This window comes from Leisingera sp. F5 (assembly GCF_001593695.1).
The window spans coordinates 60,209-85,428 of sequence record NZ_LUKH01000015.1; the positions used below are offsets into that span (position 1 = coordinate 60,209).

General features: G+C 63.9%; 24 protein-coding genes. 8 read left to right on the forward strand and 16 right to left on the reverse strand.

The features are described 5' to 3' along the window. Positions 1-37 precede the first annotated feature (37 nt). The 4 genes from A2I95_RS12500 to soxR form a co-directional block, all read right to left on the reverse strand. Entirely contained in the window at positions 38-859 is an 822-nt protein-coding gene (locus A2I95_RS12500; protein WP_291730083.1) for a 4-(cytidine 5'-diphospho)-2-C-methyl-D-erythritol kinase, read from the reverse strand. Next, on the reverse strand, positions 849-2,561 hold the full coding sequence (locus A2I95_RS12505) for a tetratricopeptide repeat protein (RefSeq protein ID WP_291730084.1): 1,713 nt from the start codon (positions 2,559-2,561) through the stop codon (positions 849-851). The genes A2I95_RS12500 and A2I95_RS12505 overlap by 11 nt, the downstream gene beginning before the upstream one ends. Positions 2,562-2,696: 135 nt before the next feature. Next, positions 2,697-4,346 (reverse strand): electron transfer flavoprotein-ubiquinone oxidoreductase, encoded by a 1,650-nt coding sequence (locus A2I95_RS12510; protein WP_291730085.1) that lies wholly within the window; start codon positions 4,344-4,346, stop codon positions 2,697-2,699. 169 nt (positions 4,347-4,515) lie between these two features. Continuing rightward, positions 4,516-4,995: a redox-sensitive transcriptional activator SoxR gene (gene soxR / locus A2I95_RS12515; RefSeq protein ID WP_027256438.1), complete on the reverse strand. Its 480-nt coding sequence runs from the start codon at positions 4,993-4,995 to the stop codon at positions 4,516-4,518. A gap of 97 nt (positions 4,996-5,092) precedes the next feature. On the opposite strand from soxR, the gene A2I95_RS12520 reads away from it, so the two are divergent. The 3 genes from A2I95_RS12520 (at position 5,093) to A2I95_RS12530 (ending at position 7,246) form a co-directional block, all read left to right on the forward strand. After that, on the forward strand, positions 5,093-5,473 hold the full coding sequence (locus tag A2I95_RS12520) for a VOC family protein (protein ID WP_291730086.1): 381 nt from the start codon (positions 5,093-5,095) through the stop codon (positions 5,471-5,473). Between the two features lie 249 nt (positions 5,474-5,722). Next, a complete protein-coding gene (gene greA / locus A2I95_RS12525) occupies positions 5,723-6,193 on the forward strand; it encodes a transcription elongation factor GreA (RefSeq protein ID WP_027256440.1) in 471 nt (156 codons plus the stop codon). A gap of 21 nt (positions 6,194-6,214) precedes the next feature. Continuing rightward, positions 6,215-7,246, forward strand: coding sequence for a hypothetical protein (locus A2I95_RS12530; protein WP_291730087.1), 1,032 nt, complete (start codon positions 6,215-6,217; stop codon positions 7,244-7,246). Positions 7,247-7,395: 149 nt separating this feature from the next. On the opposite strand, the gene glp is transcribed toward A2I95_RS12530, so the two are convergent. The 4 genes from glp to A2I95_RS12550 all read right to left on the reverse strand — a co-directional run bounded on the left by glp (position 7,396) and on the right by A2I95_RS12550 (position 11,594). Next, positions 7,396-9,528, reverse strand: coding sequence for a gephyrin-like molybdotransferase Glp (gene glp / locus A2I95_RS12535; RefSeq protein WP_291730088.1), 2,133 nt, complete (start codon positions 9,526-9,528; stop codon positions 7,396-7,398). Beyond that, entirely contained in the window at positions 9,525-10,016 is a 492-nt protein-coding gene (mobB, locus tag A2I95_RS12540; protein ID WP_291730089.1) for a molybdopterin-guanine dinucleotide biosynthesis protein B, read from the reverse strand. Before mobB ends, glp begins: the two co-directional genes overlap by 4 nt. Then, the gene (gene mobA / locus A2I95_RS12545) at positions 10,013-10,657 is read right to left on the reverse strand and encodes a molybdenum cofactor guanylyltransferase MobA (protein ID WP_291730090.1); all 645 of its coding nucleotides are present in this window, start codon (positions 10,655-10,657) and stop codon (positions 10,013-10,015) included. Before mobA ends, mobB begins: the two co-directional genes overlap by 4 nt. A gap of 61 nt (positions 10,658-10,718) precedes the next feature. Continuing rightward, entirely contained in the window at positions 10,719-11,594 is an 876-nt protein-coding gene (locus A2I95_RS12550; protein ID WP_291730149.1) for a formate dehydrogenase accessory sulfurtransferase FdhD, read from the reverse strand. A gap of 64 nt (positions 11,595-11,658) precedes the next feature. On the opposite strand from A2I95_RS12550, the gene A2I95_RS12555 reads away from it, so the two are divergent. Together A2I95_RS12555 and A2I95_RS12560 are read left to right on the forward strand one after the other, a co-directional pair. Further along, on the forward strand, positions 11,659-12,387 hold the full coding sequence (locus A2I95_RS12555) for an AzlC family ABC transporter permease (RefSeq protein WP_291730091.1): 729 nt from the start codon (positions 11,659-11,661) through the stop codon (positions 12,385-12,387). Next, positions 12,384-12,713 carry an AzlD domain-containing protein gene (locus A2I95_RS12560; RefSeq protein ID WP_291730092.1) on the forward strand — a complete coding sequence of 110 codons (330 nt, stop codon included), beginning with the start codon at positions 12,384-12,386 and terminating at the stop codon, positions 12,711-12,713. The genes A2I95_RS12555 and A2I95_RS12560 overlap by 4 nt, the downstream gene beginning before the upstream one ends. Positions 12,714-12,752: 39 nt before the next feature. Here A2I95_RS12560 and A2I95_RS12565 read toward each other — a convergent pair whose 3' ends face one another. The 5 genes from A2I95_RS12565 to A2I95_RS12585 form a co-directional block, all read right to left on the reverse strand. After that, the gene (locus tag A2I95_RS12565) at positions 12,753-13,370 is read right to left on the reverse strand and encodes a hypothetical protein (protein ID WP_291730093.1); all 618 of its coding nucleotides are present in this window, start codon (positions 13,368-13,370) and stop codon (positions 12,753-12,755) included. A 23-nt stretch (positions 13,371-13,393) separates the two neighbouring features. After that, positions 13,394-13,528, reverse strand: coding sequence for an aa3-type cytochrome c oxidase subunit IV (locus A2I95_RS12570; RefSeq protein ID WP_027256450.1), 135 nt, complete (start codon positions 13,526-13,528; stop codon positions 13,394-13,396). Between the two features lie 185 nt (positions 13,529-13,713). After that, positions 13,714-14,166, reverse strand: a complete 453-nt coding sequence (locus A2I95_RS12575; protein WP_291730094.1) for a DUF6173 family protein — start codon at positions 14,164-14,166, stop codon at positions 13,714-13,716. 26 nt (positions 14,167-14,192) lie between these two features. Further along, the gene (locus A2I95_RS12580) at positions 14,193-15,239 is read right to left on the reverse strand and encodes an MBL fold metallo-hydrolase (protein WP_291730095.1); all 1,047 of its coding nucleotides are present in this window, start codon (positions 15,237-15,239) and stop codon (positions 14,193-14,195) included. Positions 15,240-15,242: 3 nt separating this feature from the next. Then, the gene (locus A2I95_RS12585) at positions 15,243-16,946 is read right to left on the reverse strand and encodes an acyl-CoA dehydrogenase (protein WP_291730096.1); all 1,704 of its coding nucleotides are present in this window, start codon (positions 16,944-16,946) and stop codon (positions 15,243-15,245) included. A 142-nt stretch (positions 16,947-17,088) separates the two neighbouring features. Between A2I95_RS12585 and A2I95_RS12590 the strand changes: the two genes are divergently transcribed. Then, positions 17,089-18,039 carry an L-threonylcarbamoyladenylate synthase gene (locus tag A2I95_RS12590; RefSeq protein ID WP_291730097.1) on the forward strand — a complete coding sequence of 317 codons (951 nt, stop codon included), beginning with the start codon at positions 17,089-17,091 and terminating at the stop codon, positions 18,037-18,039. Between the two features lie 334 nt (positions 18,040-18,373). Here the strand turns inward: A2I95_RS12590 and A2I95_RS12595 are convergent, their stop codons facing one another. Then, positions 18,374-19,060, reverse strand: coding sequence for a YqgE/AlgH family protein (locus A2I95_RS12595; protein ID WP_367151455.1), 687 nt, complete (start codon positions 19,058-19,060; stop codon positions 18,374-18,376). 60 nt (positions 19,061-19,120) lie between these two features. Here A2I95_RS12595 and A2I95_RS12600 point away from each other — a divergent pair, with 60 nt between their 5' ends. Beyond that, positions 19,121-19,933, forward strand: a complete 813-nt coding sequence (locus A2I95_RS12600; RefSeq protein ID WP_291730099.1) for a protein-disulfide reductase DsbD domain-containing protein — start codon at positions 19,121-19,123, stop codon at positions 19,931-19,933. After that, positions 19,930-20,391: an NUDIX hydrolase gene (locus A2I95_RS12605; protein ID WP_291730100.1), complete on the forward strand. Its 462-nt coding sequence runs from the start codon at positions 19,930-19,932 to the stop codon at positions 20,389-20,391. The genes A2I95_RS12600 and A2I95_RS12605 overlap by 4 nt, the downstream gene beginning before the upstream one ends. Here the strand turns inward: A2I95_RS12605 and A2I95_RS12610 are convergent. Both A2I95_RS12610 and A2I95_RS12615 read right to left on the reverse strand, forming a co-directional pair. Next, positions 20,361-23,756, reverse strand: a complete 3,396-nt coding sequence (locus tag A2I95_RS12610) for an efflux RND transporter permease subunit (RefSeq protein ID WP_291730101.1) — start codon at positions 23,754-23,756, stop codon at positions 20,361-20,363. The two genes, A2I95_RS12605 and A2I95_RS12610, sit on opposite strands and share 31 nt — an antisense overlap. Positions 23,757-23,761: 5 nt before the next feature. Next, on the reverse strand, positions 23,762-25,216 hold the full coding sequence (locus tag A2I95_RS12615) for an efflux RND transporter periplasmic adaptor subunit (RefSeq protein ID WP_291730102.1): 1,455 nt from the start codon (positions 25,214-25,216) through the stop codon (positions 23,762-23,764). Between the last annotated feature and the right edge of the window lie 4 nt (positions 25,217-25,220).

Here is a 25,220-nt window from a genome sequence, read left to right on the forward strand (position 1 = left end):
CGGGCGGGAGTGCCCGTGTTCCGCCGCGCGCGGTGTTTCAGGTCAAAGTCACTGCGCTGCACCACCACTCGGGATGTTCAGCCCCGATCTCATAGGCTGCAAAATGCGCGGCTTTCTTTGAGGGGTAAAGTGCAAAACAGGTGGCACCGGAGCCGGACATGCGGGCCAGCAGCGCGTTGCGGGAGCTGCGCAGATCCGAGAGCACGCGTTCGATTTCGGGCGCTACGCTGATGGCGGGCGCTTCCAGGTCATTGCGCTGTTCTCCAAGCCACGCGGCGCAGTCCGCGGCGGAGGCGAAAGCCGGAATGTCCTGCGGCAGCGGCGGATTGTTGCGGGAGGCAAGTTCGCAAAACACCACCCCGGTCGGAACATGTGCGCCGGGATTAACCAGCAGCGCGTGCAGCTCTGGCAGGTCCACCGGCGTCACTTGTTCGCCGATCCCCTCCATCCGGGCCGCGCGGGCGGCCATGCAGACCGGCACATCGGCGCCAAGCGACAGCGGCAATTCATCGGGAAAACCGCAACCCTGCCTGGAAAGTGCCCGCAGAACCGCAGCGGCGTCTGACGAACCGCCCCCGATGCCCGCGCCATGGGGCAGATGCTTGTTGAGGCTGATCCGGCCGGTCCAGCCAGCCCCTGCAGCGGCTTTCCAAACCAGGTTGCGCTCATCCGCAGGCACGCCGCCCGCAAACAGGCCGGAGACCTCCAGCGCCAGCTCAGGTCCGGGATCAAGCTGCAGCAGATCCCCCGTATCGGCAAAGACCACCAGCGAATCCAGCAAGTGATAGCCGTCGGCGCGGCGGCCGGTCACATGCAGGGTCAGGTTGATCTTGGCAGGTGCAAAGACCTCAGCCGCCATTGGCGACCTTCAGCGGCTGGGCGCCTTCCTCGGCGAGCACGGCGTCCAGGCCCACTTCCAGCTTGCGGCGGATGCGCTCGGGGTCGGCTTCGCCATCAGTGTCTTCCGGGTCGATGAAGGAAAGCGCCCGCTTCCACTGGAACTCTGCCTCACGCGCCCGGCCCACGGCCCAGTAGACGTCGCCCAGGTGGTCGTTGACCACCGGGTCCACCGGCATCAGTTCCACCGCACGTTCCATATGGGCGACGGCATCGTCAAACTGGCCCATGCGGTAGAGCACCCAGCCCAGGCTGTCGACGATGAAGCCGGAATCAGGGCGTGCCGCGACGGCGCGTTCGATCATGTCCAGCGCTTCGTCCAGCTTGCTGCTTTTTTCGACAAGCGAATAGCCCAGGTAGTTCAGCACCTGCGGCCGGTTCGGGTCCAGCTCCAGCGAGGCGCGGAAATCGGCCTCGGCCTGGTCCCATTGATCCAGCCGTTCATGGCAGATTCCGCGGGCATAATAGAGGAACCAGCGAGTGCCAGAGTCTTCGGATGTGTTGGCCAGCGCCTTGTCATAGGCTCCGGCAGCACCCGCGTAGTCTTCCTGCTGGCGCAGCAGATCGCCAAGGCTGACATAGACGCTGGGTTGCTCCGGAAAGTCCCGCGCCAGCTGTTCCAGAACTTCGATTGCTGCGTCCGGTTTGGCGGCGCGGCGCAGGGCCTCGGCGCGGCCCATTTCAGCGGCGTGATAATCGGGATGGCCGTTGGGCACCTGCTTGTAGGTCGCAACGGACAACTCGTAGCGACCAAGCTGGTCCAGAAGGCCTGCGCTGAGCAGGATTGCGTCAACATGATCGGGGCGCAGCGAGGCCGCCATGCGGGCATACATCAGCACATAGTCGTTGGCCGTATCGCCGTTCAGTGCCGCGCCGAGAGTATAAAACACCTCGGCGATGCCCTCCTGCGGGCTGGGAGCGATGGTATAGGCCAATGTCTCGCCGGCGGCGAGCTGTACATCCATGGCTTCCAGCCCGGGATCCAGGCGGCTGCCAAAGGCTGCTTTCAGCGCCTCGCGAGCATCCTCGTTGCGGCCCAGCTGCGACAGGATCTGCACTCGTGCAACTGCCGCCCGGCGGCTGAGGGTCGCCAGGCGTCCATCCTCGGCGGTAAACAACGCCTCGGCGCCGCCATAGTCGCCAGCCGAGGCCAGTGCCAGCGCCCGGTGATAGAGCACGAAGGGCTGCAGGCTGCCATCTTCGGCCAGCCGCTCAAAAGTCTTAAGCGCGCTGGACACTGACCCTGTGCCGATATGCGCCCAGCCTTCCAAAAGCCCGTCCACCAGCGGGTGGATCGCTTCCTGTTCGGCGTCGCGGTCCAGAATTGCCTGGAAATCGCCCTCTGCCGCATGGCCGCCCGCAATAATGATATTGGCCACCTGGCTGCGGGCACCGCCCTGCAGCAGCCGTTCAGCAACCGGCACTGCCAGTTCGGCCTTCCCCATGGCGAGCTGCGCAAAGACCACGTTTTCCATCAGCAGCGGGTTTTGCGGATCCCGCGCCAGCGCCTGGGTGTAATAAAGTGCTGCAGCGGCAAAATCGCTGTCATAGGTTGCGGCCCGCCCGGCCAGATATGAGCCAGCCAGCCCTTCCGCCTGCGCGGCAGGCACGGCGGCGGCCACCAGGGCCGCACTTGTCAGGGTGCGAAGAATGGATACGGGCACGCGGGACCCCCTTACGATTTACTGCTCTTTGCTCTTGTAAGAAAGCGTAGTGCGGTGCCCGTCAACACGCAATGGGGCGGCCCGAGGGCCGCCCCATAAATTCCGGCGAATCCGTGCCGAAAACTGAAATTCCGATCACATGTTCGGGTAGTTCGGCCCGTCGCCGCCCTGCGGCGTGGTCCAAGTGATGTTCTGGGACGGGTCCTTGATGTCGCAGGTCTTGCAGTGGACGCAGTTCTGGAAGTTGATCACGAACTCCGGCTGGCCGTCTTTCTCCACCACTTCATAGACGCCGGCCGGGCAGTAGCGCTGCGCCGGTTCCGCGAATTTCGGCAGGTTGACCGCAATCGGAGTGTCGGCGTTGCCAAGCTGCAGGTGGCAGGGCTGGCTTTCCTCGTGGTTGGTCATCGCAAAAGACACGTTGGTCAGACGGTCGAAGGACAGCACGCCATCGGGTTTCGGGTAGTCGATGGGCTTGTGCTTGGAGGCTTCCTCGGTCGCCTCGGCGTCGTTTTTGCCGTGGCTCAGCGTGCCGAAGAAAGAGAAACCAAAGAGGTTGTTGGTCCACATGTCCAATCCGCCAAAGGCCAGCGACGCGGTGAGGCCCCATTTGGACCACATCGGCTTCACGTTGCGGACCATCTTGAGGTCCTTGCCGATGGCGCCGTCGCGCACGTCGGCTTCATAGGCGGTCAGCTCGTCGCCGGAACGCTCTGCCTTGATCGCGTCATAGGCGGCTTCGGCTGCGGCCTTGCCGGACAGCATCGCGTTGTGGTTGCCCTTGATGCGCGGCACGTTGACCATGCCGGCCGAACAGCCCAGCAGTGCCACGCCCGGGGCCACCAGTTTCGGCATCGACTGATAGCCGCCTTCGGTGATGGCACGGGCGCCATAGGCCACGCGCTTGCCGCCTTCCAGCAGCTGGGCCACCACCGGGTGGTGTTTGAAACGCTGGAATTCCATGTAGGGGAACAGGTGCGGATTCTTGTAGTTCAGGTGCACCACAAAGCCCACGTAGACCTGGTTGTTATCCAGGTGGTAGATGAACGACCCGCCGCCCGCGTTGGAGCCCAGCGGCCAGCCCATGGTGTGGGTAACGGTGCCTTCCTTGTGCTTGGCCGGATCGATCTCCCAGATCTCTTTCATGCCGACGCCGTATTTCTGCACGTCCTTGCCGGCGGCCAGATCGTATTTGTTGATCACTTCCTTGGCCAAGGAGCCGCGCACGCCTTCGGAGATGAAGACATATTTGCCGTGCAGCTCCATGCCCGGTTCATATGACGGGCCGGGGGTGCCGTCAGGGTTCTTGCCGAACTCGCCCGCGACAACGCCTTTCACTTCGCCGTTTTCGCCATAGACCAGTTCCGAACAGGCCATGCCCGGAAAGATCTCAATGCCCAGTTCCTCGGCCTGTTCCGCCATCCAGCGGCAGACATTGCCCATCGAGACGATGTAGTTGCCGTGGTTGTTCATCAGCGGCGGCATGGGGAAGTTGGGGATGCGGACATGGCCGGCTTCGCCCAGCATCAGGAAGTTGTCTTCCTTCACTTCGACGTTCAGCGGCGCGCCTTTTTCCTTCCAGTCGGGGATCAGCGCATTCAGGCCGCTTGGGTCCAGCACCGCACCCGACAGAATGTGCGCGCCCACTTCCGAGCCTTTTTCCAGGACCACGACCTCAAGGTCAGCGTCCAGCTGTTTCAGGCGGATGGCCGCAGACAGGCCGGCAGGGCCGGCCCCGACGATCACTACGTCGTATTCCATCGCTTCGCGTTCAATCTCGGCCATTTTGCGGCGCTCCTTGGCTTTTGTTCGCTACCGGCCACACAATGGTGCGTGGGCGCAATATTATTTCGCGGTTGCTTAGCGTTTGGCGGACCTGCCGGTCAATCCAAACTCCGCGTCAAACACCTGTAAAACAGGCAACTGAGACAAAAAGTGCGTCCAATTTCGTCATTCAAGGATCATTTTCCGCCGCGGTCTCTGTCTCGGGCCGGTCTCCCATCAGATATCTGGGGCCCTGCCCCTTCTGTGAGGCCTGATCTTGCGGGTTGTAAAGTTTGCAATTCGGAAGCGACAGACAGCCGCAGCCTATGCAGCCATCCAGATTGTCGCGCAGTCGCACCAAAGTTTCAATTCGCTGGTCCAAATGGCTGCGGAAGCTTTCCGAGATGCAGGCCCAGTCGTCCTTGGTGGGGGTGCGGCTGCCCGGCAGGCTTTTCAGGAACCCGCGGATCTCCGGCAAGGAAAAGCCGAACTGCTGGGCAATCATGATGAAACTCATCCGCCGGATGTCAGCGCGGTGGAACCGCCGCTGGCCGCCGGCATTGCGCCAGGGTTCCACCAGGCCTTGCGCCTCGTAGTAACGGATCGCGGACACGGCGAGCCCGGTGCGGTCGGCCAGATAACCGATGGAGATTCCGGCGGAGGAAGGCATGGTATTTTCCTTGAAGAATTCTCTTGAGCTAAAGTTAGGTTTAGGAATTACGGTGAGTCGTATCAACAGATTTGCTCAAGCGACAAGGAGATTTCCAATGAGCGCAGTTCTTGAACATGCAAACGTCACCGTCGCCGACCCCAATGCCACTGCAAAATGGATGAAAGAGGTTTTCGGCTGGCATGTGCGCTGGGAAGGGGACGCCAAGAATGGCGGTTACACCGTGCATACCGGCGGTGAGACCAGCTATCTTGCGCTTTACACGCCGCGCACGCCCGCGGGCAAAGCGCCGGAAAGCTATGGCATCGTTGGCGGGCTGAACCATCTGGCGGTGATCGTCGAGGATCTGGACGCAACCGAGGCCGCGGTAAAGGCTGCTGGCTTCACACCGATGAACCACGGCGACTATGAACCGGGCCGCCGTTTCTACTTTCACGACGAGAACGGCATCGAATACGAGGCAGTGCAATATGATTGATATTCTATGGCAAGCGGGGCTGCCGAGGCTGCCCCTGCGCGGCATTTTTTCGCGCAATCCTGTGGAAAACTCCGCCAATCCGCCTGCTTAGGCGGAATTGCATGCCGGTAAGCCCTGCGCGCACTTGAAATCGGGTGCAGGATTGGGTCAGGTAATTGTCAACCGGACCGGAGGCCCCGCGGCTCATGCTGCGGGGCTGCGGTTTTCATACTGACAAGAAAAACCATAATAGCGACCTGGACCAATCTGATGGAAAAGATCCCGATGACCCCTGCGGGTCACGCCGCGCTGGAAAGCGAACTGAAGAACCTGAAATCCGTCGAACGGCCGGCGATCATTCAGGCAATTGCCGAAGCCCGCGAGCTAGGCGATCTGTCGGAGAACGCCGAGTACCATTCGGCGCGTGAAAAGCAGTCCTTTATCGAGGGCCGCGTCAAGGAGCTGGAAGGCCTCCTGTCGCTGGCTGATGTAATCAATCCGGCCAAATTGTCCGGCGCGATCAAGTTCGGTGCCAAAGTGACCGTGGTGGACGAGGACACCGACGAAGAAAAGACCTGGCAAATCGTTGGCGAGCATGAGGCCAACATCGAGGCGGGCTTGCTGAATATCAAATCCCCCATCGCGCGCGCCTTGATCGGCAAGGACGAAGGCGACAGTGTGGAAGTGCGCACCCCCGGCGGTGAGCGTGCTTATGAGATCCTCAAGATCGTCTATTCCTGATCCGCAAAACAGCGAGTGTTCATGACAGGCTCCAGCAGCAGTCCCGGATCCAATCCGAACCCCGCCGGCAACCGCCCGCTGCGGCGCCTTGACGGACCTGCGGGCAATGGGCTGGGCGGTGCCGAGCTGGCAGCCATTGCCTTGGGCGCTCTGTGGCTTCTGGCGGCGGTCGGGTTCTTTGTCTTTACGCCGCAGGGTTCCGGGCTGTCGCAATGGGCCGACCTGATCACCGGCGTTCTGGCTCTGGTGCTGCCGCTGGCGATGCTGTGGGTTGCGGCCTCTGCCGCGCGCTCGGCCCGGGTGATGCGCGAGGAGAGCGAGCAGCTGCAGGCGGCGATTGACGGGCTGCGCCAGACCTATCTCTCTCAGGCCCAGCAGCATGCCGCAGTGGCCGAGCCGTCGATGGCCAAACGGCTGGAAGAAATCGCCGAGGCCACCCGCAAGACGGAAACGGCTCTGGCCACCTTCCACACCAGCCGCCGCAATCCGGTGCGCCCGGCAATCCCCGCCGAAGCGGCCGAGCTGGCGGCTGCCGAGCAAGGATCGCTGGCTTTGGGCACCCAGGCCGAGGATGCCGCGCCGCCGCTGCCAGCCGAACATTTCATCCGGGCGCTGAATTTCCCGGAAACGGCGGAGGATCAGGACGGTTTCGCCGCCCTGCGCGCGGCCCTGCAGGACCGCAAGGCCGCCCAGGTGATCCAGGCTGCACAGGATGTGCTGACCTTGCTCAGCCAGGACGGCATCTATATGGACGATCTGCGCCCTGATATGGCCCGCCCTGAGATCTGGCGCCAGTTTGCCCAAGGTACGCGCGGCCGGGCCGTGGCCCCCCTTGGCGGCGTGCGCGACCGCACCTCGCTGGCGCTGACAGCAGCACGGATGAAGCAGGATCCGATTTTCCGCGATGCCGCGCATCATTTTCTGCGCCGCTTTGATCAGATGTTCGCGGAATTTGAGGCTGAAGCGACTGACGGCGAGATTTCCGCCCTTGGAAACACCCGCACCGCCCGCGCCTTCATGCTGCTGGGCCGGGTGGCCGGAACCTTCGATTGAGGGGGCGGCCCTTCGGGCCGCTGCCTGCGGCGCGAATATTTTCTCAAAGATGAATAGTCAGCGCCTCCGCGCCGCGCGTCAGCGCGGCGCCAAGCCCAACGGCGGGCAAGCATCTGCGATGCGCCGGGCCACGGGCGGGAGCGCCCCGTTCACATGGCAAAGCTGCTGTAAGGAATGAAGCGCACAGGATCGCCGGGATTGATCTCTGCGGCGCCGTCGCCAAGCTCCACCAGCCCTTCAGCCCAGCTTAGACTGCTGATGCGGCCGGAGCCTTCGGATTTGAACACCTCCGCGCGGCCGTCCCGTACACGTGCCCGCAGGTATTCGCGGCGGCCCGGCTTCTTGCGTTTTTGAAAGGCGGCAGGCACGGCGAACCCCTGCGGCTCCTGCCAGCCTGCGCCCGCCATAAGGCCCATCGCGGGTCGGGCAAAAATCAGCGTGCAGACCAATGCAGCCACCGGGTTGCCTGGCAACCCGAAGACCGGCGTGCCCTGCCACATGCCCAGCGCCAGCGGGCGGCCCGGCTTCAGCGCAATGCGCCATTCCTGCATCGCGCCCGCCTCGCGCAAGAGCGCCGACATGTGATCCTCATCCCCGGCAGAGGCGCCGCCGGAGGTCAGAATCATATCCGTTTGCGCGGCGGCGCCGTCCAGATGCGCCCGCAAGGCCTCTCGGTCATCCGCGGCCTTGCCCAGATCAACCGGTACAAATCCCAGCTGGCGGATCAGCGCCAGCAGCATCGGTCGATTGGCATCAAAAATCTGCCCCTTACCTGCGGGTTCTCCTGCCTCGACCAGCTCGTCACCGGTGGAGAGCACACCGACCCGCAACGGCAGCCGCACAGTGAGTTCCGCCAGCCCGGTAGCGGAGGCCAGCGCCAGATCGGCGGGTGCTATGACCCGGCCTGCGGGCAGGATGCCGTCTCCCGCGCAAACATCCTCACCAGCCTTGCGGGTATTTGCCCCCTGTTTCAGCGGACCGTTGAAGGCGATCCGGGCGCCGTCGGTGTTCACGTCTTCCTCAAGGATCACCGTATCCACACCGTCCGGCAACGCGGCGCCGGTCAAAACGCGGATGGCGCTGCCTGCGGGCACTGTACCGCCGTATGGAACACCGGCTGCGGCACGTCCCAGCATGAGCGGCAGCACATGCGGTCCTTCACCCTTACTGCCGGCAAAACCGTAGCCATCCACCGCTGTATTGGGCAGTGGCGGGTTGGAGCGTTTGGCCATCGCATTCTTTGCCAGCACCCGGCCAAGAGCGTCTGCCAGCGGCAGGGTTTCCGCCCCGGTGACCGGCCCCAGCCTGTCCCTGAGCAGCGCCAGCGCGTCATCGACCGGAGTCCAGTCCGCGCCCGCAGGCAGGGCAAAGCAATCATTGCTGAGCGGTGGCGGTGCCAGCGGACCCGCCTTATCCATGGCCAGCGCGTTTAAGCGGTCTTCGTATCCGGTGCCCAATATCCAAGCTTCCTCTTGCGCTTCCTCAGGTACTGCAGCCAGCATTGCTGCAAGCTCCTCTGCCGGCAGACGGCTGAGCGCTTGCGACAACAGCCGCATCTGCACCCGGTCGCGGATTTCTTCCCGGCCGGCAGCAGCCATCTCAGCCTTTACGGCGGGCTCGATCAACCCTGGCCAAATTTCCGCGAACACAATTTGCGCGTTCGCAATGTTCTCGAAGGGCCAGACAGCGGCCCCGTGACGGAGGCGCAATCGCTGCAGAACCGGCAGCCCCATGAGGGTCTGGCTGCCAACTGTCGGGTTGAAAAACAGCTGAAAACAGGAGGAGGCCGCCTTGGCCGCCAAATCCGCGCTGCGCCGTTCTGCCACATCCTTATAGACTATGCCGGACTTGCGGTAGGGAATATCTGGCCAGCGCGCCTCATCCGGCTTACCCCAGAACGGACCAGGGCCGGCAAACAGCCGGTTCATTGCGGAGGCGACTTCGAACCGGTTGTTCGTTCCGTCCTCAGAGTCTGAGATCCGTTCACCCAGCCACTGCCAAAGGGCAAAGGGGTCATCCGAACCGGTAACCCGGCGCGCAAATCCACGCGGGTAGCCGAAGGGAAAGTCAAACGCAGCCAGTACCCGCCGCCCCGCGGCCTGCTCCTCATCAAGGAAGCTGCTGATCCAAGCCTCTGCCTCCTGCCGGCTGCGGCAATAAACTTGCCTTTCCGCAGTTCCTTCACGTGCCGCCCCCAACCAAATCGCGTCTTTGCTTTGGCGCCGGGGCTTGCGCTTGGCGGCCGACCAGTCGACGGCGAGAAAGGTATCAAAGCGGCTCACATCCCCAATTCCGACTGGATGAAGTCTGCGATTGCCGCTGTAGCGTTCAGATCGAACACCGGGCGGTCCAAATGCAGCGAAACGTCGCTGGCCACGGCCCGGATGGTTCGGTCGTCCGGAGCAATCAGCGGCTGGCCTGCGGAGGTTCTGTAGGCTTCGATCTTGGGGTGGGCCTCGCGCTTGAAGCCTTCGACCAGCACCAGATCCACGGGACGCAGCCGCGCCAGTAGTTCGGTGAAGGATGGCTCGCCTGCCCCGCGCAGTTCCTGCATGATCGCCACCCTGTTCGGCGAGGCCAGCACCACCTCCGCCGCGCCGGCCTGCCGGTGCCGGTAGCTGTCGGTGCCGGGCTGGTCCACGTCCGTTGCGTGGTGGGCGTGCTTCAGCGTCGAAACCGTCAGCCCGCGCGTGCAGAATTCCGCCACCAACCGTTCCATCAGCCCGGTCTTGCCGTTGTTCTTCCAGCCGGTGACGCCATAGATCTTCATGCCAGCAGCGCCTCGGCCATGGCCAGGTCCTCTGGCGTGTTGATGTTGAAGAACGGGTCATAGGGATCAGCCTCGAACAGCGCCTCGCGGCCGCCATGCTGGTCGGTCCACATGACCACCTTGCGCAAGCCCCCCTGTAGTGCCGCACGCAGGTCATCGCGCAGGGCAACGGGCCAGAGGCCGAAGGCCGGGTGCCGGTTCACGCGTTTGCCGCCGCCGGATTTCAGCGCTTCGTCGCCGGTGCGCGGGGTAGTGGCGAGCACCAGCGGCTGTTCCATGCCCGCTGCTGCTGCGGTCAGGCGGGCGGCCAGATCCTGCGGGAAGAAGGGCGTGTCTGCGGCGGCGGTGACGATGGAGTCCGCGCCCTGCTCCGCCGCCCAGTCGAGGCCCGCCAGGACACCTGCCAGAGGGCCGGCAAAGCCCGCGATCGAGTCGGCAATAACCGGCAGGCCCAGATCGGCAAACCGCTCCGGATCGCCATTGGCATTGAGTGCAAGGCTGGAAACCTGCGGCGACAGCCGATCCACGACGCGGGACAACAGACTCTGGCCGCCGACCTGCAGCCGCCCCTTGTCGCCGCCACCCATCCGGGTGGCAAGGCCGCCTGCGAGGATTACGCCCAATGGCTTCTGTTCTGTCATGCCTTCTCCTCCAGCGGCGGAAAACACGTGTTTTCCGGGCCGGATTTCACGTGAAATCCGGTTACCCCTCCGCGCTCTTCCGCCTGTGTTTCTTCTCTTCCTGCGGCGCGTCCTTCGGATCCATGTCCCGCAGCAGCCGCTCCTCGCCCGAGAGACAAATGAACCGCTGGCCGCGCATGCGGCCGATGAGGGTCAAACCCACTTCGCGTGCAATCTCAACACCCCAGGCGGTGAAGCCGGAGCGGGACGCCAGCACCGGAATGCCCATCATCGCGGTCTTGATCACCATCTCAGAGGTCAGCCGTCCGGTAGTATAAAGGATCTTGTCCGCGGCCTCTGCCCGCTCCGACAGCATCCAGCCCGCGATCTTGTCCACTGCGTTGTGGCGGCCGACGTCCTCCATATAGACCAGCGGACGGTCCTGCTGGCAGAGCACGGTCCCGTGAATGGCGCCGGCCTCAAGGTACAGCGAAGGCGTGCGGTTGATCTTGTGCGCCAGCGTGTAGAGCCAGGAGGTCTTCACCTGCACCTCAGGCAGGCGCACGTCCTCCAGCCCCTCCATCATGTCGCCAAAGACGGTGCCGACCGCGCAGCCGGAGGTGCGGGTCTTTTTCTTCAGCTTTTCCTCGTGGCTGGTTTCCACCGCGGTGCGGACCACCACGGTTTCCAGATCCTCGTCATAGTCGACGCGGGTGATCTCGTCCCCGTCCTGCAGCATCCGCTGATTGCGCAGGAATCCAAGTGCCAGGTATTCCGGGTAGTCGCCTATGGTCATGGCGGTGACAATTTCCTGGGAGTTCAGGAAGATGGTCAGCGGGCGCTCCTCGACCACTGAGATGTCGCTGGCTTCGCCGTTCTGATCAACACCAGTGACGGCGCGGGTCAGCCGCGGGTCGGCGACACCGGGCGCGATCAGATATTCTGACGTGATATCCATACTCACCAATTGCATTCCTTCTGCCACCGCCGTAGGCCGGTTGCACGCAATCTAGGACGCGCAGATGGCAATCACCACCACCAAATCGGCCTTCTGGAAGGGGTTTCGCGACAGCGCCCCCTTCATCTTCATGGCCTCGCCCTTCGGGTTCCTGTTCGGGGTGCTGGCGGCAGAGGCCGGGCTGATCATGCCCGAAGCCTTTGCGTTTTCATTGGCGGTCTTTGCCGGCGCCGCCCAGTTCACCGCGCTGCAACTGATGCAGGAAAACGCGCCGCTGATCATCATCCTGATTTCGGCCCTGGCGGTGAACCTGCGGATGGCGATGTATTCGGCGTCGCTGACGCCTTACTTGGGTGATGCGCCGATGTGGCAGCGCGCACTGGCGGCCTATTTCATGGTGGATCAGTCTTATGCGCTGTCGATTGTTCAGTTTGAGACCAAGCCGGAGATGACCGTGCCACAGCGGATGGCCTATTTCTTTGGCACCAACGGCATCGTCGCACCCGCCTGGGTGATTGCCACCGCATTGGGCGCGCTGGTCGGCACCCGCATTCCCGAAAGCTGGGGTGTTGATTTTGTGCTGCCGCTGGCGTTTCTGGCGATGATCGGGCCGATGCTGCGCACGCCTGCGCATATCGCTGCCTGTTTCGTCGCGGTGGCGACCTCGCTGCCCGCTGCTGCCCTGCCGTTTAATCTGGGGCTGATCGTGGCCGGGATTGCGGGCATGATAGCAGGCGCCCAGGCCGAGCTGTGGCTGGAACGGCAGAAATCCAAGACGGAGGCCGCGAAATGAACAGCATCCCCGCCCCGCTTCTGTGGACCGTGATCATCGGGCTGGCGCTTGGCAGCTATGCGCTGCGGTTTGCCTTCATCGGCTTTATGGGCGGCAAGCCGATTGCACCCTGGCTGATGCGCCATCTGCGCTATACGGCGGTGGCGATCATCCCGGCGCTGGTTGCACCGCTAGCTGTCTGGCCTGCGCCCACGGGCGGCGAGCCCAGCCTGGTGCATTTTGCAGCCGCTGCCGCGACTTTTGCCGTCGGATACCTGACAAGAAATGTGCTTTGGGGCCTGGGCACCGGCGGGCTGTCGCTGCTGCTGTTGTACCTCGCCGCCTAGTGTTCACCCGGCGCTTTCGGCTTTTTCCGGGCGGAAGGCTTACTCAGCAGCGCTCAGCGCGGCGTCGCCTTTGGCAAGGCCTGCCTGCAGATCGGCGCTGTCGTTCTCATAGTAACGGTCAGTCACCACACCCGGTAGCTGGCCGAACTGCGCTGACAGTTTTTCCGGATAGAAAGTGCGGTTCAGGCTTTCGAACCCGGGGATCTGCTGCAGGATGCCGATGGTGGCCTGGGCGCAATAGGCGCCCGGCACGCGGCCGTTGGTCACCGCCAGCTGATAGGCTTTCTGGGCCTGCTCGGGCGTCACCTCGACCCGCTGCACCACCACATGGAACGTGCTGCGGGCATGGGCGCCGCGATAGGCCTTTTCCACCGCAGGCGTGATGCCATAAAGAACGTCGTTCCGTTCCGGCACTATGGCGGCATAGAACGAGCCTGCCGGATCAAAGATCACCCGCTCTGACGCGTTGATCATCAGCGACGCGTGGCCGCCCCGGCCGGTGCGGTTATTGATCATCGTGTACAGGGTCAGCGTCGCCGGGCCGGGCTGGCGGTAGGCCACCCGCGCCAGTGTGTCAGCATCCGCATTGGGTTGCTGAGGCGCCGCGCAGCCCGCAAGCGCGAGCAGAACCGCGCCAAGGCACAGCAGATTACGCAAGGCGCGCGCTCCTTGGACTGGGATCAGGTGGCGAAAACCGCCAGAAACAGCGCGAAGACGATCAGAGCAATGCAGGAGCGGGTGATAAAGGTCAGAAAGCCGGTATAGACTTTTTCCTGAACCGCGGTGTCCATGGTGCCGTGCTGATGTTCAGCCATGTGAGTTATCCCTCAATTCACGTGCGTTTTCACGGTGATTACTGGATTTGCCGCCCTCTGTCACCACGTCTTTCGGGCGCATCTGTCAGAAAGACGCGGTGTGTTCCTCAGCATCGCCAGCAAACCTGGCTCCGACCGGGCCGGCTCCGGAGCTGAATCGAATCGCCCGGCGCCCGGTCCGTAGCTTACTCTTGCTCCAGATCCGACGCGAGCCGGAAGCCGATCCGGTTGGCCGGGGCTTCTTCCTGCGCCTTGGGCACCGCCCGCAGCATCACGTTCAGCTGGCTGACATGCTGCACCAGCTGGGTGCGCGCGCCGGAACCCTCGCTGCCATAAAAGGTGATGATATCGGGATCATAATAGCCCATCCCTTCGATCCGCAGCACGCCCGCATTGCCGCCAGCAAAGCCCATCGCAACCTCGTGTTCGGCGTCCAGCTGCTGTTCGAAATTCTGGATATAGAGGATCAGCCGCTCATAGGCCCAGCGCGCCGGGCTTTTGGCCGCATCCTGCTTTTGCAGTTTTTCCGGAACCTTGCGCAGGCCTGCGCAGGCTTCGGGATCGGCATGGACTTCATGCACGCAGGGCAGCACCGCCGCCTCTGCCGCCTCAGCACTGGTAGAAATCTCGTCGCTCATGGTGTCTCCCCCTCTTGCGGGGTGCCTTACCCCTTGCGCTGATAAAGCCAAGCGCCGTCTTCGCGTTTCAAGCGATCCACCTGGCCGGTGTGGTACAGATGATTTACATGGGCCACTGCCTCGACCAGCGCAAGCCCGTACTCACCTTCACCGATTGTGCGCTTGAACAACGGCGCAAAGCAATCGGCTGCGGTTTGCGGCACGGACAGGTGATCCATCAGCCGCTCCAGCGCGCCGTGGTGGTTGCCGATCAGCTGCTGCATCCGCAAGGGCAGCCGGGTGAACGGCAGCTTGTGCCCGCCCAAGGCCAGATGATCGGGCCGCGCCAGTTTCGACAGGCGCTCGCAGGCCTCCAGCCATTCCCCCAAGGGATCCGCCATCGGCTCGGTCGCGTAAACGCCGATATTGGGGCTGATGGTTGACAGGATCTGATCGCCAGCGATCACCAGATTATCGTCGCGGCTCCAGAAGGTCGCATGTTCAGGCGCGTGGCCGTTGCCGATATGCACATCCCAGTCGCGCCCGCCCATGCGGATCGCATCCCCCTGCTTGATGCGGGTGAAGCCCAGCGGCATCGGGTGCACCGTATCGGCAAAGTTGAAGGGCCGGTCGCTGGCGCGTTTTTCGTAAAACGCCTTGTCCATGCCGGCGCTGCGGTAATAGGCCAGTGTTTCCTCAGGCCAGGCCTCCTGCACGTCCAGGGTCAGCATCCGAGCAAACAGCCAGGCGGTGCGGGTGGTGACCAGCTCGGCGCCGTGCTGCGATTGAAACCAGCCGGCCAGGCCGATGTGGTCCGGGTGGTGGTGAGTGCCGACAACGCGCGTGACCGGCCTGCCCTTTAATGGCCCCGCCATCAGGCTTTCCCAGATCGCGCGGCTTTTGCGGGTGTTGAACCCGGTATCAATCACAGTCCAGCCGTCACCGTCATCCAGCGCATAGACATTGACGTGGTCGAGCTTCATTGGCAGCGGCTGGCGCATCCAAAGGACGCCTTCGGCCACTTCGATGGCTTCGCCCTGCGCAGGCGGTTCTTCCCACGGGGTGCGGGGCGAGACGTCGGGGATATCAGTCACAGATCAACCTGCCAGTTCTTCGAGGCTAAGGGCAAAGGTGCCCGCAGCGCCAGCCTGCGCATGGGCCAGCAGGCCGCTATGTTCGGGCAGCATCCGGGTGATGTAGAACCGCGCCAGTTTTTCGCGCGGACCGCCTTGGTCGGCCATTGCTGCGGCCAGATGATAGTGTCCGCCCAGCACCCGGGCAAAGGCCCGCAGATACGGCACGGAACCGGCAAATCGGTCCTGCATGTCCTGCTGGGATACCAGCCATTCGGTGGCCTCCCGCAGGCTCTCGCAGGCCTGCCAGACGGATTCCGCCATGTTCGGATGGGTGGCGCGGGCCCGTTCGGCCTGCTCCTCAATCTCGTCGATCAATGCAGACGCCATCTCGCCGCCATCCATCATCTTGCGGGCCACCAGATCCATCGACTGGATACCATTGGTGCCCTCGTAGATCGCGGTTACCCGGACATCGCGGCAGTACTGTGCCGCACCGGATTCCTCGATGAAGCCCATGCCGCCGTGCACCTGCACCCCGGTCTCGGCCACCCGGATTCCGGTGTCGGTGCCAAAGGCCTTGGCAATCGGCGTCAGAAACGCCGCGCGGGACGCCCAGGTTTTGTCACCGGTGGCAGCCTGCATATCGATTGCCTGCGCACAGGCCAGCAGAATCGCACGGGAGGCAAACAGCTCCGCCTTCATCTCCATCAGCATCCGGCGCACATCGGCGTGGTCAACAATCGTTCCGCTGGCGGTACGGCCCTGCTTGCGCTCCAGCGCATAAGCCAGCGCATGCTGATAGGCGCCCTCACCAGCGCCGACACCCTGCCCGCCCACGCCAAGGCGCGCGTTGTTCATCATGGTGAACATGGCTGCCATGCCGCCATGTTCCGCGCCGACCAGCCAGCCGATGGCGCCGTCATATTGCATCACGCAGGTGGGGGAGCCGTGCAGGCCCATCTTGTGCTCCAGGCTGACGACCTTGAGATCATTTGCTTTGCCCGGGTTACCGTCGGCATCCGGCAGGAATTTCGGCACCAGGAACAGTGAGATCCCCTTGGTCCCCGGCCCCCCGTCCGGCAGCCGCGCCAGCACCAGATGACAGATATTGCCGCAGAAATCATTATCACCCCAAGAAATAAAGATCTTCTGGCCGCTGACCGCATAGGTGCCATCGCCGTTCGGCACCGCCTTGGAGCTGAGCGCGCCCACGTCCGAGCCCGCCTGCGGTTCGGTCAGGTTCATGGTGCCGGACCATTCGCCCGAGATCAGCTTGGGCAGGTACAGTTCCTTGATCGCATCCGAGGCATGATGCTCCAGCGCCTCGATCTGGCCCTGGCTCATCAGCGGTGCCAGCTGCAGCGACAGGCAGGCGCCTGCCATCATCTCGTTCACCGCGGTGGCCACGGTCAGCGGCAGTCCCATGCCGCCGTATTCCTCCGGTGCGCTCATGCCGATCCAGCCGCCCTCTGCGATGGCTTTGAACCCATCGCCGAAACCGGGCGAGGTCCGCAGCACGCCGTTTTCCAGATAGGCCGGGGTCAGATCGCCATTGCGCTGCAACGGGGCCATCACCTCGCCGCACATCTTGCCAGCCTCGTTAAGGATGGCGCTCACCACATCCGATGTGGCCTCGGCAAAGCGGTCTGTGGCCGGGATGGCATCATAGCCGACAACATGGTTCAACAGAAATTCATACTCGGAAACGGGGGCACGGAAGGTCATGGGCGTCCTCTGGCGGTCTTTTAAGGGGCGTCCTGGCACGGGCAGCCTTGGCTTCCCGGCACGGGCCTATTAAGGTCATTGGCTTGACCGATTACCTAATCGGACGCTCATTTCAATCAACCAAAACGCCGCGTCACCCGGAATGCCCCTGCAAAGCACCGAAATCCTTGCCGCAACGGCAACCGGCATTGCCCGCGCCGCCCGGCTGTTGCGGGAGGGCAGGCTGGTCTCCTTTCCAACTGAGACAGTTTATGGCCTTGGCGCCGACGCGCGGCAGGGCGCGGCGGTGGCCGCAATCTATGAGGCCAAAGGGCGCCCGTCCTTCAACCCATTGATCGCGCATGTGCATTCGGCTGAGGCGGCACAGCGCTATGTTCAGTGGAACGATACGGCGGAGACGCTGGCGCAGGCCTTCTGGCCCGGTCCGCTGACCCTGGTGCTGCCGCTGCGTGCTGGCCACGGGATTTCGCCGCTGGTCACTGCCGGGCTGGAAACTTTAGGGGTGCGCGTACCGGCCCACCCCGCTGGCCAGGCATTGCTGCAGGCGCTGGACGGTCCGGTTGCGGCCCCTTCCGCCAACCCGTCCGGCAAGATCAGCCCGACCACGGCGGCCCATGTGCAGGCAGGCTTGGACGGGCGCATTGCCGCGATCCTTGATGACGGCGCCTGCGGTGTCGGGCTGGAGTCAACCATAGTCGGACTTGCCGGTCCCAAGCCGATGCTGCTGCGCCCCGGCGGGCTGGCCGCGGAAGAGATCGAGGCGGTGCTGGGCCGCAAACTGTCGATGCGCGACGTGCAGGACCCGCTGACCGCCCCGGGCCAGCTGCTGTCCCATTACGCCCCGGGCGCGCCGGTCCGGCTGAACGCCGCCAAAGCGGTGGACGGAGAGTTGTATCTTGGTTTCGGCCCCGGCGGAGGCGATCTGAACCTCTCAGCCAGTGCAGACCTGGCTGAGGCCGCTGCCAATCTCTTTGGCCATCTGCACCGTCTGGACGCGCTTGGCAAACCCATCGCCGTTGCGCCGGTTCCAGAACTGGGACTGGGTGCCGCCATCAATGACCGTCTCCGCCGTGCCGCCGCCCCAAGGGGCTAAGCCGCCCGGGCACCCGGCCGAAACACTCCCGCCCGTTTGAAACCCATCAAAGATGGGTGCCAAACCGTTGGGTATAGCACCGCGCAAGCGCGGCGCGGTCCGGCCTTCCGGCCAAGCCGAAGATCTGCGTCCTTCAATGAGGCACCGCTAGCGCTGCTGCAGAAATTACTGCTGGTCAAAAGCTCTGCCCGTTCGGCCTGGAGCCCCCGGATGGGTTCCGGAACAGGCCGCTCGCCGCCGGAGGTGCGCCCAACCTTTTTCCTGTCATCTTTGATGAATGGAACAAAGGGCGGGAGCGCCCGATTGAGACAGCGCAGCGCATTTCATCCGCCGCTCATGCGTGGCCTGCACTGGCTGACAGTGTCAGCGGATCGACTCCGAGGGTGTTCAGCGATGCTTCCCACTTGCTGTCATCCGCCAGGCTGAAAACCAGATCCGGGCTGGCGTCGGCCGTCAGCCAGCCGTTCATCGCAATCTCTGCTTCCAGCTGACCCGGCCCCCAGCCGGCATAGCCCAGCAGCACCAGCAGCTGCTCCGGCCCCTGCCCCAATGCGATGTCCTCGAGAATATCCAAAGTTGCGGTCATTGAGAACCCGCCCGGCACCTTCAGCGAGCTTACGTCCGATTCGTAATCCGGCGTATGCAGCACAAAGCCGCGCTGGGTCTCCACTGGGCCGCCGAACCGCACCGGCAATGCCGCAGCCGCGCTGCCCTCTTCACCCAAGTCCAGCTGCTCCAGCAGATCCCCCAGCGCCACCCCGTCCGCAGGTTTGTTAACGATGAGCCCCATCGCCCCTTCCTCGCCGTAGGAGCACAGGAAAACCACTGAATGCTCAAACCTCGGGTCGCCGATTCCGGGCATTGCAATCAAGAGCTTGCCAGTCAGATCCATGAATTTCCGTCTTTCCTGCTGCCTCCCTCCACCATGACGCCCCCCCGGCCCGCACGCAAGGGGCGCAGAGGTTCGGCCTGGTGAAGCCTCCGGCAAAATTGCCGCAAACCTGCCATTACTCCAGAACAATGACCGGAACGTGACTTGGCAAACCCTGCCGTCAAGCGCATGTATCAGGGCATGAGACTAATGCAGAACATACCCGCTGCCGCCCTGGCGGCCTTGCTTGCCGTGACTGCCCCCCCCCCGGCCCTTGCCGGAGCCGCTGATAGCGGGATCGTGCAGATTGAGGTGCTGGACGGCGGTATGACCGCGCGCGGCACCTATTTGGGGGCGCTGCGGATCAAACTGCAACCGGGCTGGAAGACCTATTGGCGCGCACCGGGCGATGCCGGCATTCCGCCCAGTTTTACCTGGCGCGGGGCGCGCAATGTCGGCGGGCTGTCGATCACCTGGCCCGCGCCCGAGGTTTTTCAGACCTCCGGTTTTCGTACCATCGGCTATCACGGTCAGCTGGTGCTGCCGGTGGAGATCACCCCGGAAAAACCAGGCAAGCCTGTGCGCCTGAAGGGCCGGATGCAGCTGGGTGTCTGCAAGGATGTCTGCGTGCCGGCCGAGCTGAGCTTTGATCATCAGCTGGACAGCGGCGCTGGCCGTAACCCGGCGATTGCCGCCGCGTTGGCAAGCAGGCCCTGGTCGGCGAACGAAGCCGGTGTGCGCCGCGCCGCCTGCAGCCTGCGCCCGTCTGAATACGGCATGAAGGTCACCGCCCGGATCTCGATGCCCTCCGCGGGCGGTGACGAGGTTGCGGTGATTGAATCCGGCAATCCTAAGCTGTACGCTGGTGAAACCAGAACCCGCCGCGAAGGCGGGCTGTTGGTAGCTGAGACCGAGTTCCTGCCTGCTGACGGCAACGCCTATGCCATAGACCGCTCGCAACTGCGGATCACGGTGCTCGGACAGAACCACGCGGTGGACATCCAGGGCTGCAGCGCCGGATGAGCACCGCCAATTGCCCTCAGCGTCCGGTCTTGGGCACGATTGCTGTGGTCTGCCGCCATTCGGACGGGCAGGACCAGGTCATCCTGGTGCAGCGCGGCAAGGAGCCGAATGCGGGCTGGTGGGGGTTTCCCGGCGGCCATGTGGAGATGGGCGAAACTGCCCTGCAGGGTGCCGCGCGAGAGTTGCAGGAGGAGACCGGGGTTATTGCCCGGCCCTTGGAATACCTCACCAATGTGGATGTGATCTCCCGCAATGCGGCAGGCACGGCGCAGCGCCAGTATCTGCTGACAGTAGTCCTGTGCGAATACACCAGTGGCGAGCCGGTGCCGGATGATGATGCCGAACAGGCCGAATGGATCCCCATTGCAGAGATCGAAAGCCGCGGCTTGCAGCTGCTGGAACAGGTCGCGGATATGGCCCGGCTGGCTCAGACCCGCTGGCGGACGCTGAACCGGTAGGCGACACCTCCGGCCAGATAGGCCAGCAGCGCCAGCACCAATGCACCAGAGATACAGGCCAGCAGCCCGGCCCGGACCGGTTCCATAGCTGCCAGCGATGGCAGCATCCGAAGAAGCGGATGCAGCGCGCCCGTGGCCATCGCCCAGCCCAGCGTCAGCACCAGCCAGCCAAGCTGTGCCAGAGACGTACCCAGCACCAGCCAGCGCAGCCCTCCGGCGCCGCGCCGCAAGGCCCGGCGCAGCGCGGTCATCGGACGTGACAGGTCCCGCTGCATTGCCACCAGCGCAGGCACCACCAGCAGTACCAGGAACATGCCAAAGCCCAGGCCATAAACCAGCGTGATCACTGTTGGCTTCAGGAACTGCGCCTGCTGCGAGCGCTCAAACAGCAGGGGCGCCAGCCCCAGAACCGTGGTCATCGTGGTCAGCATCACCGGCCGCAGCCGGTCCGCCGCCGCATCAATGATCGACGGCACCAGACCGCGGTCCTGCGCATATTGGTCAATGGTGGTCACCAGCACGATGGAATCGTTGATAATAATCCCGGTCATTCCCAGCAGCCCCACCACGGTAAACATGCTCAGCGGCACCTCCCACAAGTAGTGGCCCCAAATCGTGCCAACGAGGCCAAAGGGAATGATCGCCATTACCACCAAAGGCCGGGTCCAGCTGGCAAAAATCCAGGACAGCACCAGGTAGATCCCGGTGAGGCACAGGATCAGCCCGGTGCCGGCCTCCTGCAGGAACGTTTGCTCCTGCTCGGCGAGGCCAGACAGGGTCCATTCCACTTGCCGCTCGCTGGCGATCTTCGGCAGGATTTCCTCCTGCAACGCTTGCATCACAGCTTCAGCCCGGGCGGGGTCGTCCTCGGAGATATCGCCCGAGACACTGATCACCCGAATGCCGTTTTCCCGCCGCACGGTGGAAAACCCGGTGCGCTGGGTGACCGAGACGATATCGGCCAGCGGCACGTAGATCCCGCTGGGCGCCCGCATCAGCGTGCGCTCCAGGAAGTCGGCGGTCAGCTCATTTTCGGGCAGCTCCACCCGGATTTTGGCGCTGCGCGGCCCGTCCGGGTATGTCGCGGCCTCAATTCCATTCAGCCGCGCCCGCAGTGCCTGGCCCAGGCTGCCAATGGTAAAGTTCAACGCCTGGCCTTGCGGAGTGAGGTCAAGGATCACCTCCTCTTTGTCATAGGCCAGATTGTCCTCGACGGCTGAAACCTCAGAAAACCGCAGCAGCGCGGTTTTCAGGTCTTCCGAGGCATCCTTCAGCACTTGCACGCCGGGGCCGGAGAATTGCACGTCCAACGCATCCCCGCCCGGGCCGGAGCGCCAGCTGCGGAAAGAGACCGTCTCGACCATCGGATGCCGCGCCACCCGTTCCTGCAGCTCAGCGACAAAGGCAAAGCTGGAATAGGGGCGCAGGTCGGCGTCGATCAATTCAATCGCGATACCGCCCAGCAGATCTGTGTCCTTAGCCTCGACCCCGCCCAGGCCGCGGCCCGCATTGCCGCCCACCTCAGCTATGACAAAATCCAGCGGGTTGCGGCCATAGCGGGCGGCATACTCCGCGCCCAGCGTCTCGGTGGCGCGCTGCACTTCCTGCATCATCGCCAGGGTATCACTGCGGCTGGCGCCTTCTACCATGGCGAAATTGCCGGTCACGGAGCCGCGTTCAGGCGCGTTGAAAAAGCGCCACTTCACGTCGCCGTTGATGAACAGCGCCGCCTGGCTAGCCAGAACCACCAGTGCCCCGGCCAGCACCGCATAGCGGGCCTGAACCACCCAGCCCATGAACGGGCGGAAAGCATGGTCGCGCAGCCAGCGGAAGCCGCGGTTCACCATCCGGTTCGGCCAGTCATACCAATGCCGCGCCTGGGCGTGGGTCAGCGCATGTGCCAAGTGGTTGGGCAGAATCAGAAAACATTCCACCAGCGAGGCCGCCAGCACCGCAATCACGGTAAAGGGAATGTCGCGGATCAACTCGCCAAAGCGCCCGCCCACCAAGGTCAGGCCAAAGAAGGCGATAATGGTGGTCAGCGTTGCCGCAAAAACCGGCATCGCCATCCGCCGGGCCGCATTTTCGGCGGCCTGCACCGGGTTTTCACCCAGCCGCCGCACCCTGAAATCGGCGTGCTCGCCCACCACAATTGCATCATCCACCACGATGCCCAGAGTGATGATCAAGCCAAACAGGCTGACCATATTGATGGTGATCCCGGCGGCATACATCAGCGCCACGGCGGCAAACATCGAGGCCGGAATGCCCATTGCCACCCAGAAGGCAATGCGGGTGTTGAGGAACAGGAACAACAGGCCCAGCACCAGGGCAAGCCCCATCAGGCCATTGTCGATCAGAATGTCCAGACGGTCGGTGATGCGTCCCGCGCGGGTGCGGATCAGCTGTGCAGTCACTCCCTGCGGCAGGCTCGCCTGCATTTCCGCAACCACCTCCTGCACCTGATGCTGCAGCCGGATCGCGTTGCCCTGGTCCGAACGATCCACCCGGATCGACATCGCCGGGTTGCCGTCCACAAAATACGAGCGGTTGCGGTCCACACCCTCGACCCGCACCTGTGCCACGTCAGCAATGGTCAGCACCGAGCCGTCGGCATTGGTGCGCAGAACAATGGCTTCCAGCTCATCGGGCTTGCGTTTCTCGCTGCCGGTGCGCACCCGCGCGTTGGCGCCGCTGACATCGCCTGCGGGATCGGCATCGACCTCTGCCGCAATCACCTCGGCAACTTCGCGCATGGTGATGTCATGTGTCATCAGCTTGGCAGTGGGCACTTCAACGATTGTCTCAGGTGCAGCCACGCCGCGGATAGTGGTCCGGGTGACGCCCGCCTCAAACAACCGGGTCACCAGCTCATCCGCAAACAGACCCAGCTGCCCGGCGGCCACCGGGCCGGAGATCACGACGTCGGTCACCCGGTCGCGCCAGGCGCCGCGGCGCACTTCCGGTTCCTCTGCCTCCTCCGGCAAAGTGGTGATACCATCGACCGCCGCCTGCACATCATCCGTAGCCTGCCCCATGTCCGAGCCCGGCTCAAACTCCAGCCTCAGAGTTGCCCGCCCCTCGCGCGAGGTTGATGATGTCTCCTCCACCCCGTCCACCGCCAGCAACGCAGGTTCCAGAACCTGCACGATGGCGCTGTCCACATCCTCAGGGCCTGCGCCCTCCCATTCGACGGTGACCGTGACGCGCTCGACAATCACATCCGGAAAAAACTGCGTCCGCATGTTGGGCATCGCTGCAGCGCCCAGCACCAGCATGATCACCAGCAAAAGGTTCGCGGCGGTGCGGTGGCGGGTGAAGTAACTGAACAGCCCGCGGGCCGGCCGGGGGAGCTTACGGACCATGACTCTCAGCCTCCGATCCGGGATTCGATCCGGTTGACCAATTGCGCGGGCACCCGCGCCTCAGCCAGCTGCTGCAACATCCGCTCTTTCATTCCGGACGGCATCACACTGCTGCCCTCGACAAAAGCAACCAGGCGTGCCCGGCGCTCATCGCTCAGCTCAATCAGTTCTGGCAGGGCCTGCGCTGCGGCGCCCCGGCGCAGCGGGCGCACCTTGATGCCCGCGCCCAGCAGCGGCGTGCGGCCGGTGACGATCTCTCGCCCCTCCAGCCCCGAACCGCGGATCAGAACGTCATCGCCCTGGCGGCGCACCAGTTCAACTGGCAACGCCTCCAGCCGGTCCTCAGAGCCCAGCACCAGGACAGTACCATCCGTGCCCAGCGCCGAGGCCGGGACACGGGCCACGGCCCTGACTTCCGGCTCGGTTACTTTGACGGTGACAAAATCGCCAGGTTCAAACCCCGGCGCGGCCTCCAGCCGGGCATAGATCAGCCGTCCCGTCTGGCCATCGCCAGCCGCCCCGCTGGCACGGGAGATCTGCCCGGCGGCACTCAGGTCCGCGCCGGCCGCATCGAGCGAGACCCGCACCGGCGCACGCAGCAGACGGCCCTCGGCGTCCAGCAGCCGGGCGTATTGCGCGGTGGACACCCGGAACGCCGCCTCCAGCAGATCCGGGTCAACCAGATCCGCCAGTTTTTCGTTGGCCGAGACCAGCCGCCCCTGCACCAGGTTGACTGCCTGCAAGGTCCCGTCAAAACGCGCCATGATCGTGGTATCGTCCAGCTCACGCCGCGCTTCGTCCAATGCGATCTGCGCCCTGGCCACGCGGGTGGCAGCCTGATCCACGCGTGCCTCGGCCTGGCTTACGGCCTGGCGGCGCGAGATCACCGCCTGGCGCGCCTGCACCGCTGCAAGCTCCGCTGTCTCCACCGTTGCGGCGGTGCCAACACCGCGCTGCTGCAGATCCACTTGCCGCTGAAAGGCCCGTTCGCGCAGCTGCGCCTGGTCCTGGGTGGCCTGCAATTCATCCTGAGCCAGGATCAACGCCCGGCCGGCATCGCGTTCCTCGGCGCGGGCATCCATCATGTCGGCCTCTGCCCGGTCCAGCGCGGCCTGCGAATCCGCCGGATCGATCTGCACCAGCACCTCACCGGCGCGGACCGCGCCGCCGTCCTCGAAATCCTCAGAGAGTTGCACCACCCGGCCCGCCACAGCTGTGCGCAACTCCAGCGTGCGGCGGCTTTCCACCCGGCCAAAGGCCGTCAGCTCCGGCGCTACGGTCTGCAGATCCACTGTCACCACATTGACCGCAAACACCCGCTCACGCACTGGCGGTGTCTTTTTCTCTGCATTCAGCTGCGCATCAATCGCACTGAAAATCAGTTGCCCGGCATAGAGCAGCAGCGCCACGGTTATGGCCGCCAGGAACACCCCGGTCACACTCTGACGCAAAAAGCGCATGTCT

What these genes read in the sequence shown, in the direction of transcription:
- A2I95_RS12500 (WP_291730083.1), bottom strand. Translation starts at nt 859, where the DNA reads ATGGCGGCTGAGGTCTTTGCACCTGCCAAGATCAACCTGACCCTGCAT.
- A2I95_RS12510 (WP_291730085.1), bottom strand. Translation starts at nt 4,346, where the DNA reads ATGGCCGAGATTGAACGCGAAGCGATGGAATACGACGTAGTGATCGTC.
- soxR (WP_027256438.1), bottom strand. Translation starts at nt 4,995, where the DNA reads ATGCCTTCCTCCGCCGGAATCTCCATCGGTTATCTGGCCGACCGCACC.
- A2I95_RS12520 (WP_291730086.1), top strand. Translation starts at nt 5,093, where the DNA reads ATGAGCGCAGTTCTTGAACATGCAAACGTCACCGTCGCCGACCCCAAT.
- greA (WP_027256440.1), top strand. Translation starts at nt 5,723, where the DNA reads ATGGAAAAGATCCCGATGACCCCTGCGGGTCACGCCGCGCTGGAAAGC.
- A2I95_RS12530 (WP_291730087.1), top strand. Translation starts at nt 6,215, where the DNA reads ATGACAGGCTCCAGCAGCAGTCCCGGATCCAATCCGAACCCCGCCGGC.
- mobB (WP_291730089.1), bottom strand. Translation starts at nt 10,016, where the DNA reads ATGAAGATCTATGGCGTCACCGGCTGGAAGAACAACGGCAAGACCGGG.
- mobA (WP_291730090.1), bottom strand. Translation starts at nt 10,657, where the DNA reads ATGACAGAACAGAAGCCATTGGGCGTAATCCTCGCAGGCGGCCTTGCC.
- A2I95_RS12550 (WP_291730149.1), bottom strand. Translation starts at nt 11,594, where the DNA reads ATGGATATCACGTCAGAATATCTGATCGCGCCCGGTGTCGCCGACCCG.
- A2I95_RS12555 (WP_291730091.1), top strand. Translation starts at nt 11,659, where the DNA reads ATGGCAATCACCACCACCAAATCGGCCTTCTGGAAGGGGTTTCGCGAC.
- A2I95_RS12560 (WP_291730092.1), top strand. Translation starts at nt 12,384, where the DNA reads ATGAACAGCATCCCCGCCCCGCTTCTGTGGACCGTGATCATCGGGCTG.
- A2I95_RS12570 (WP_027256450.1), bottom strand. Translation starts at nt 13,528, where the DNA reads ATGGCTGAACATCAGCACGGCACCATGGACACCGCGGTTCAGGAAAAA.
- A2I95_RS12575 (WP_291730094.1), bottom strand. Translation starts at nt 14,166, where the DNA reads ATGAGCGACGAGATTTCTACCAGTGCTGAGGCGGCAGAGGCGGCGGTG.
- A2I95_RS12585 (WP_291730096.1), bottom strand. Translation starts at nt 16,946, where the DNA reads ATGACCTTCCGTGCCCCCGTTTCCGAGTATGAATTTCTGTTGAACCAT.
- A2I95_RS12590 (WP_291730097.1), top strand. Translation starts at nt 17,089, where the DNA reads ATGCCCCTGCAAAGCACCGAAATCCTTGCCGCAACGGCAACCGGCATT.
- A2I95_RS12600 (WP_291730099.1), top strand. Translation starts at nt 19,121, where the DNA reads ATGCAGAACATACCCGCTGCCGCCCTGGCGGCCTTGCTTGCCGTGACT.
- A2I95_RS12605 (WP_291730100.1), top strand. Translation starts at nt 19,930, where the DNA reads ATGAGCACCGCCAATTGCCCTCAGCGTCCGGTCTTGGGCACGATTGCT.
- A2I95_RS12610 (WP_291730101.1), bottom strand. Translation starts at nt 23,756, where the DNA reads ATGGTCCGTAAGCTCCCCCGGCCGGCCCGCGGGCTGTTCAGTTACTTC.
- A2I95_RS12615 (WP_291730102.1), bottom strand. Translation starts at nt 25,216, where the DNA reads ATGCGCTTTTTGCGTCAGAGTGTGACCGGGGTGTTCCTGGCGGCCATA.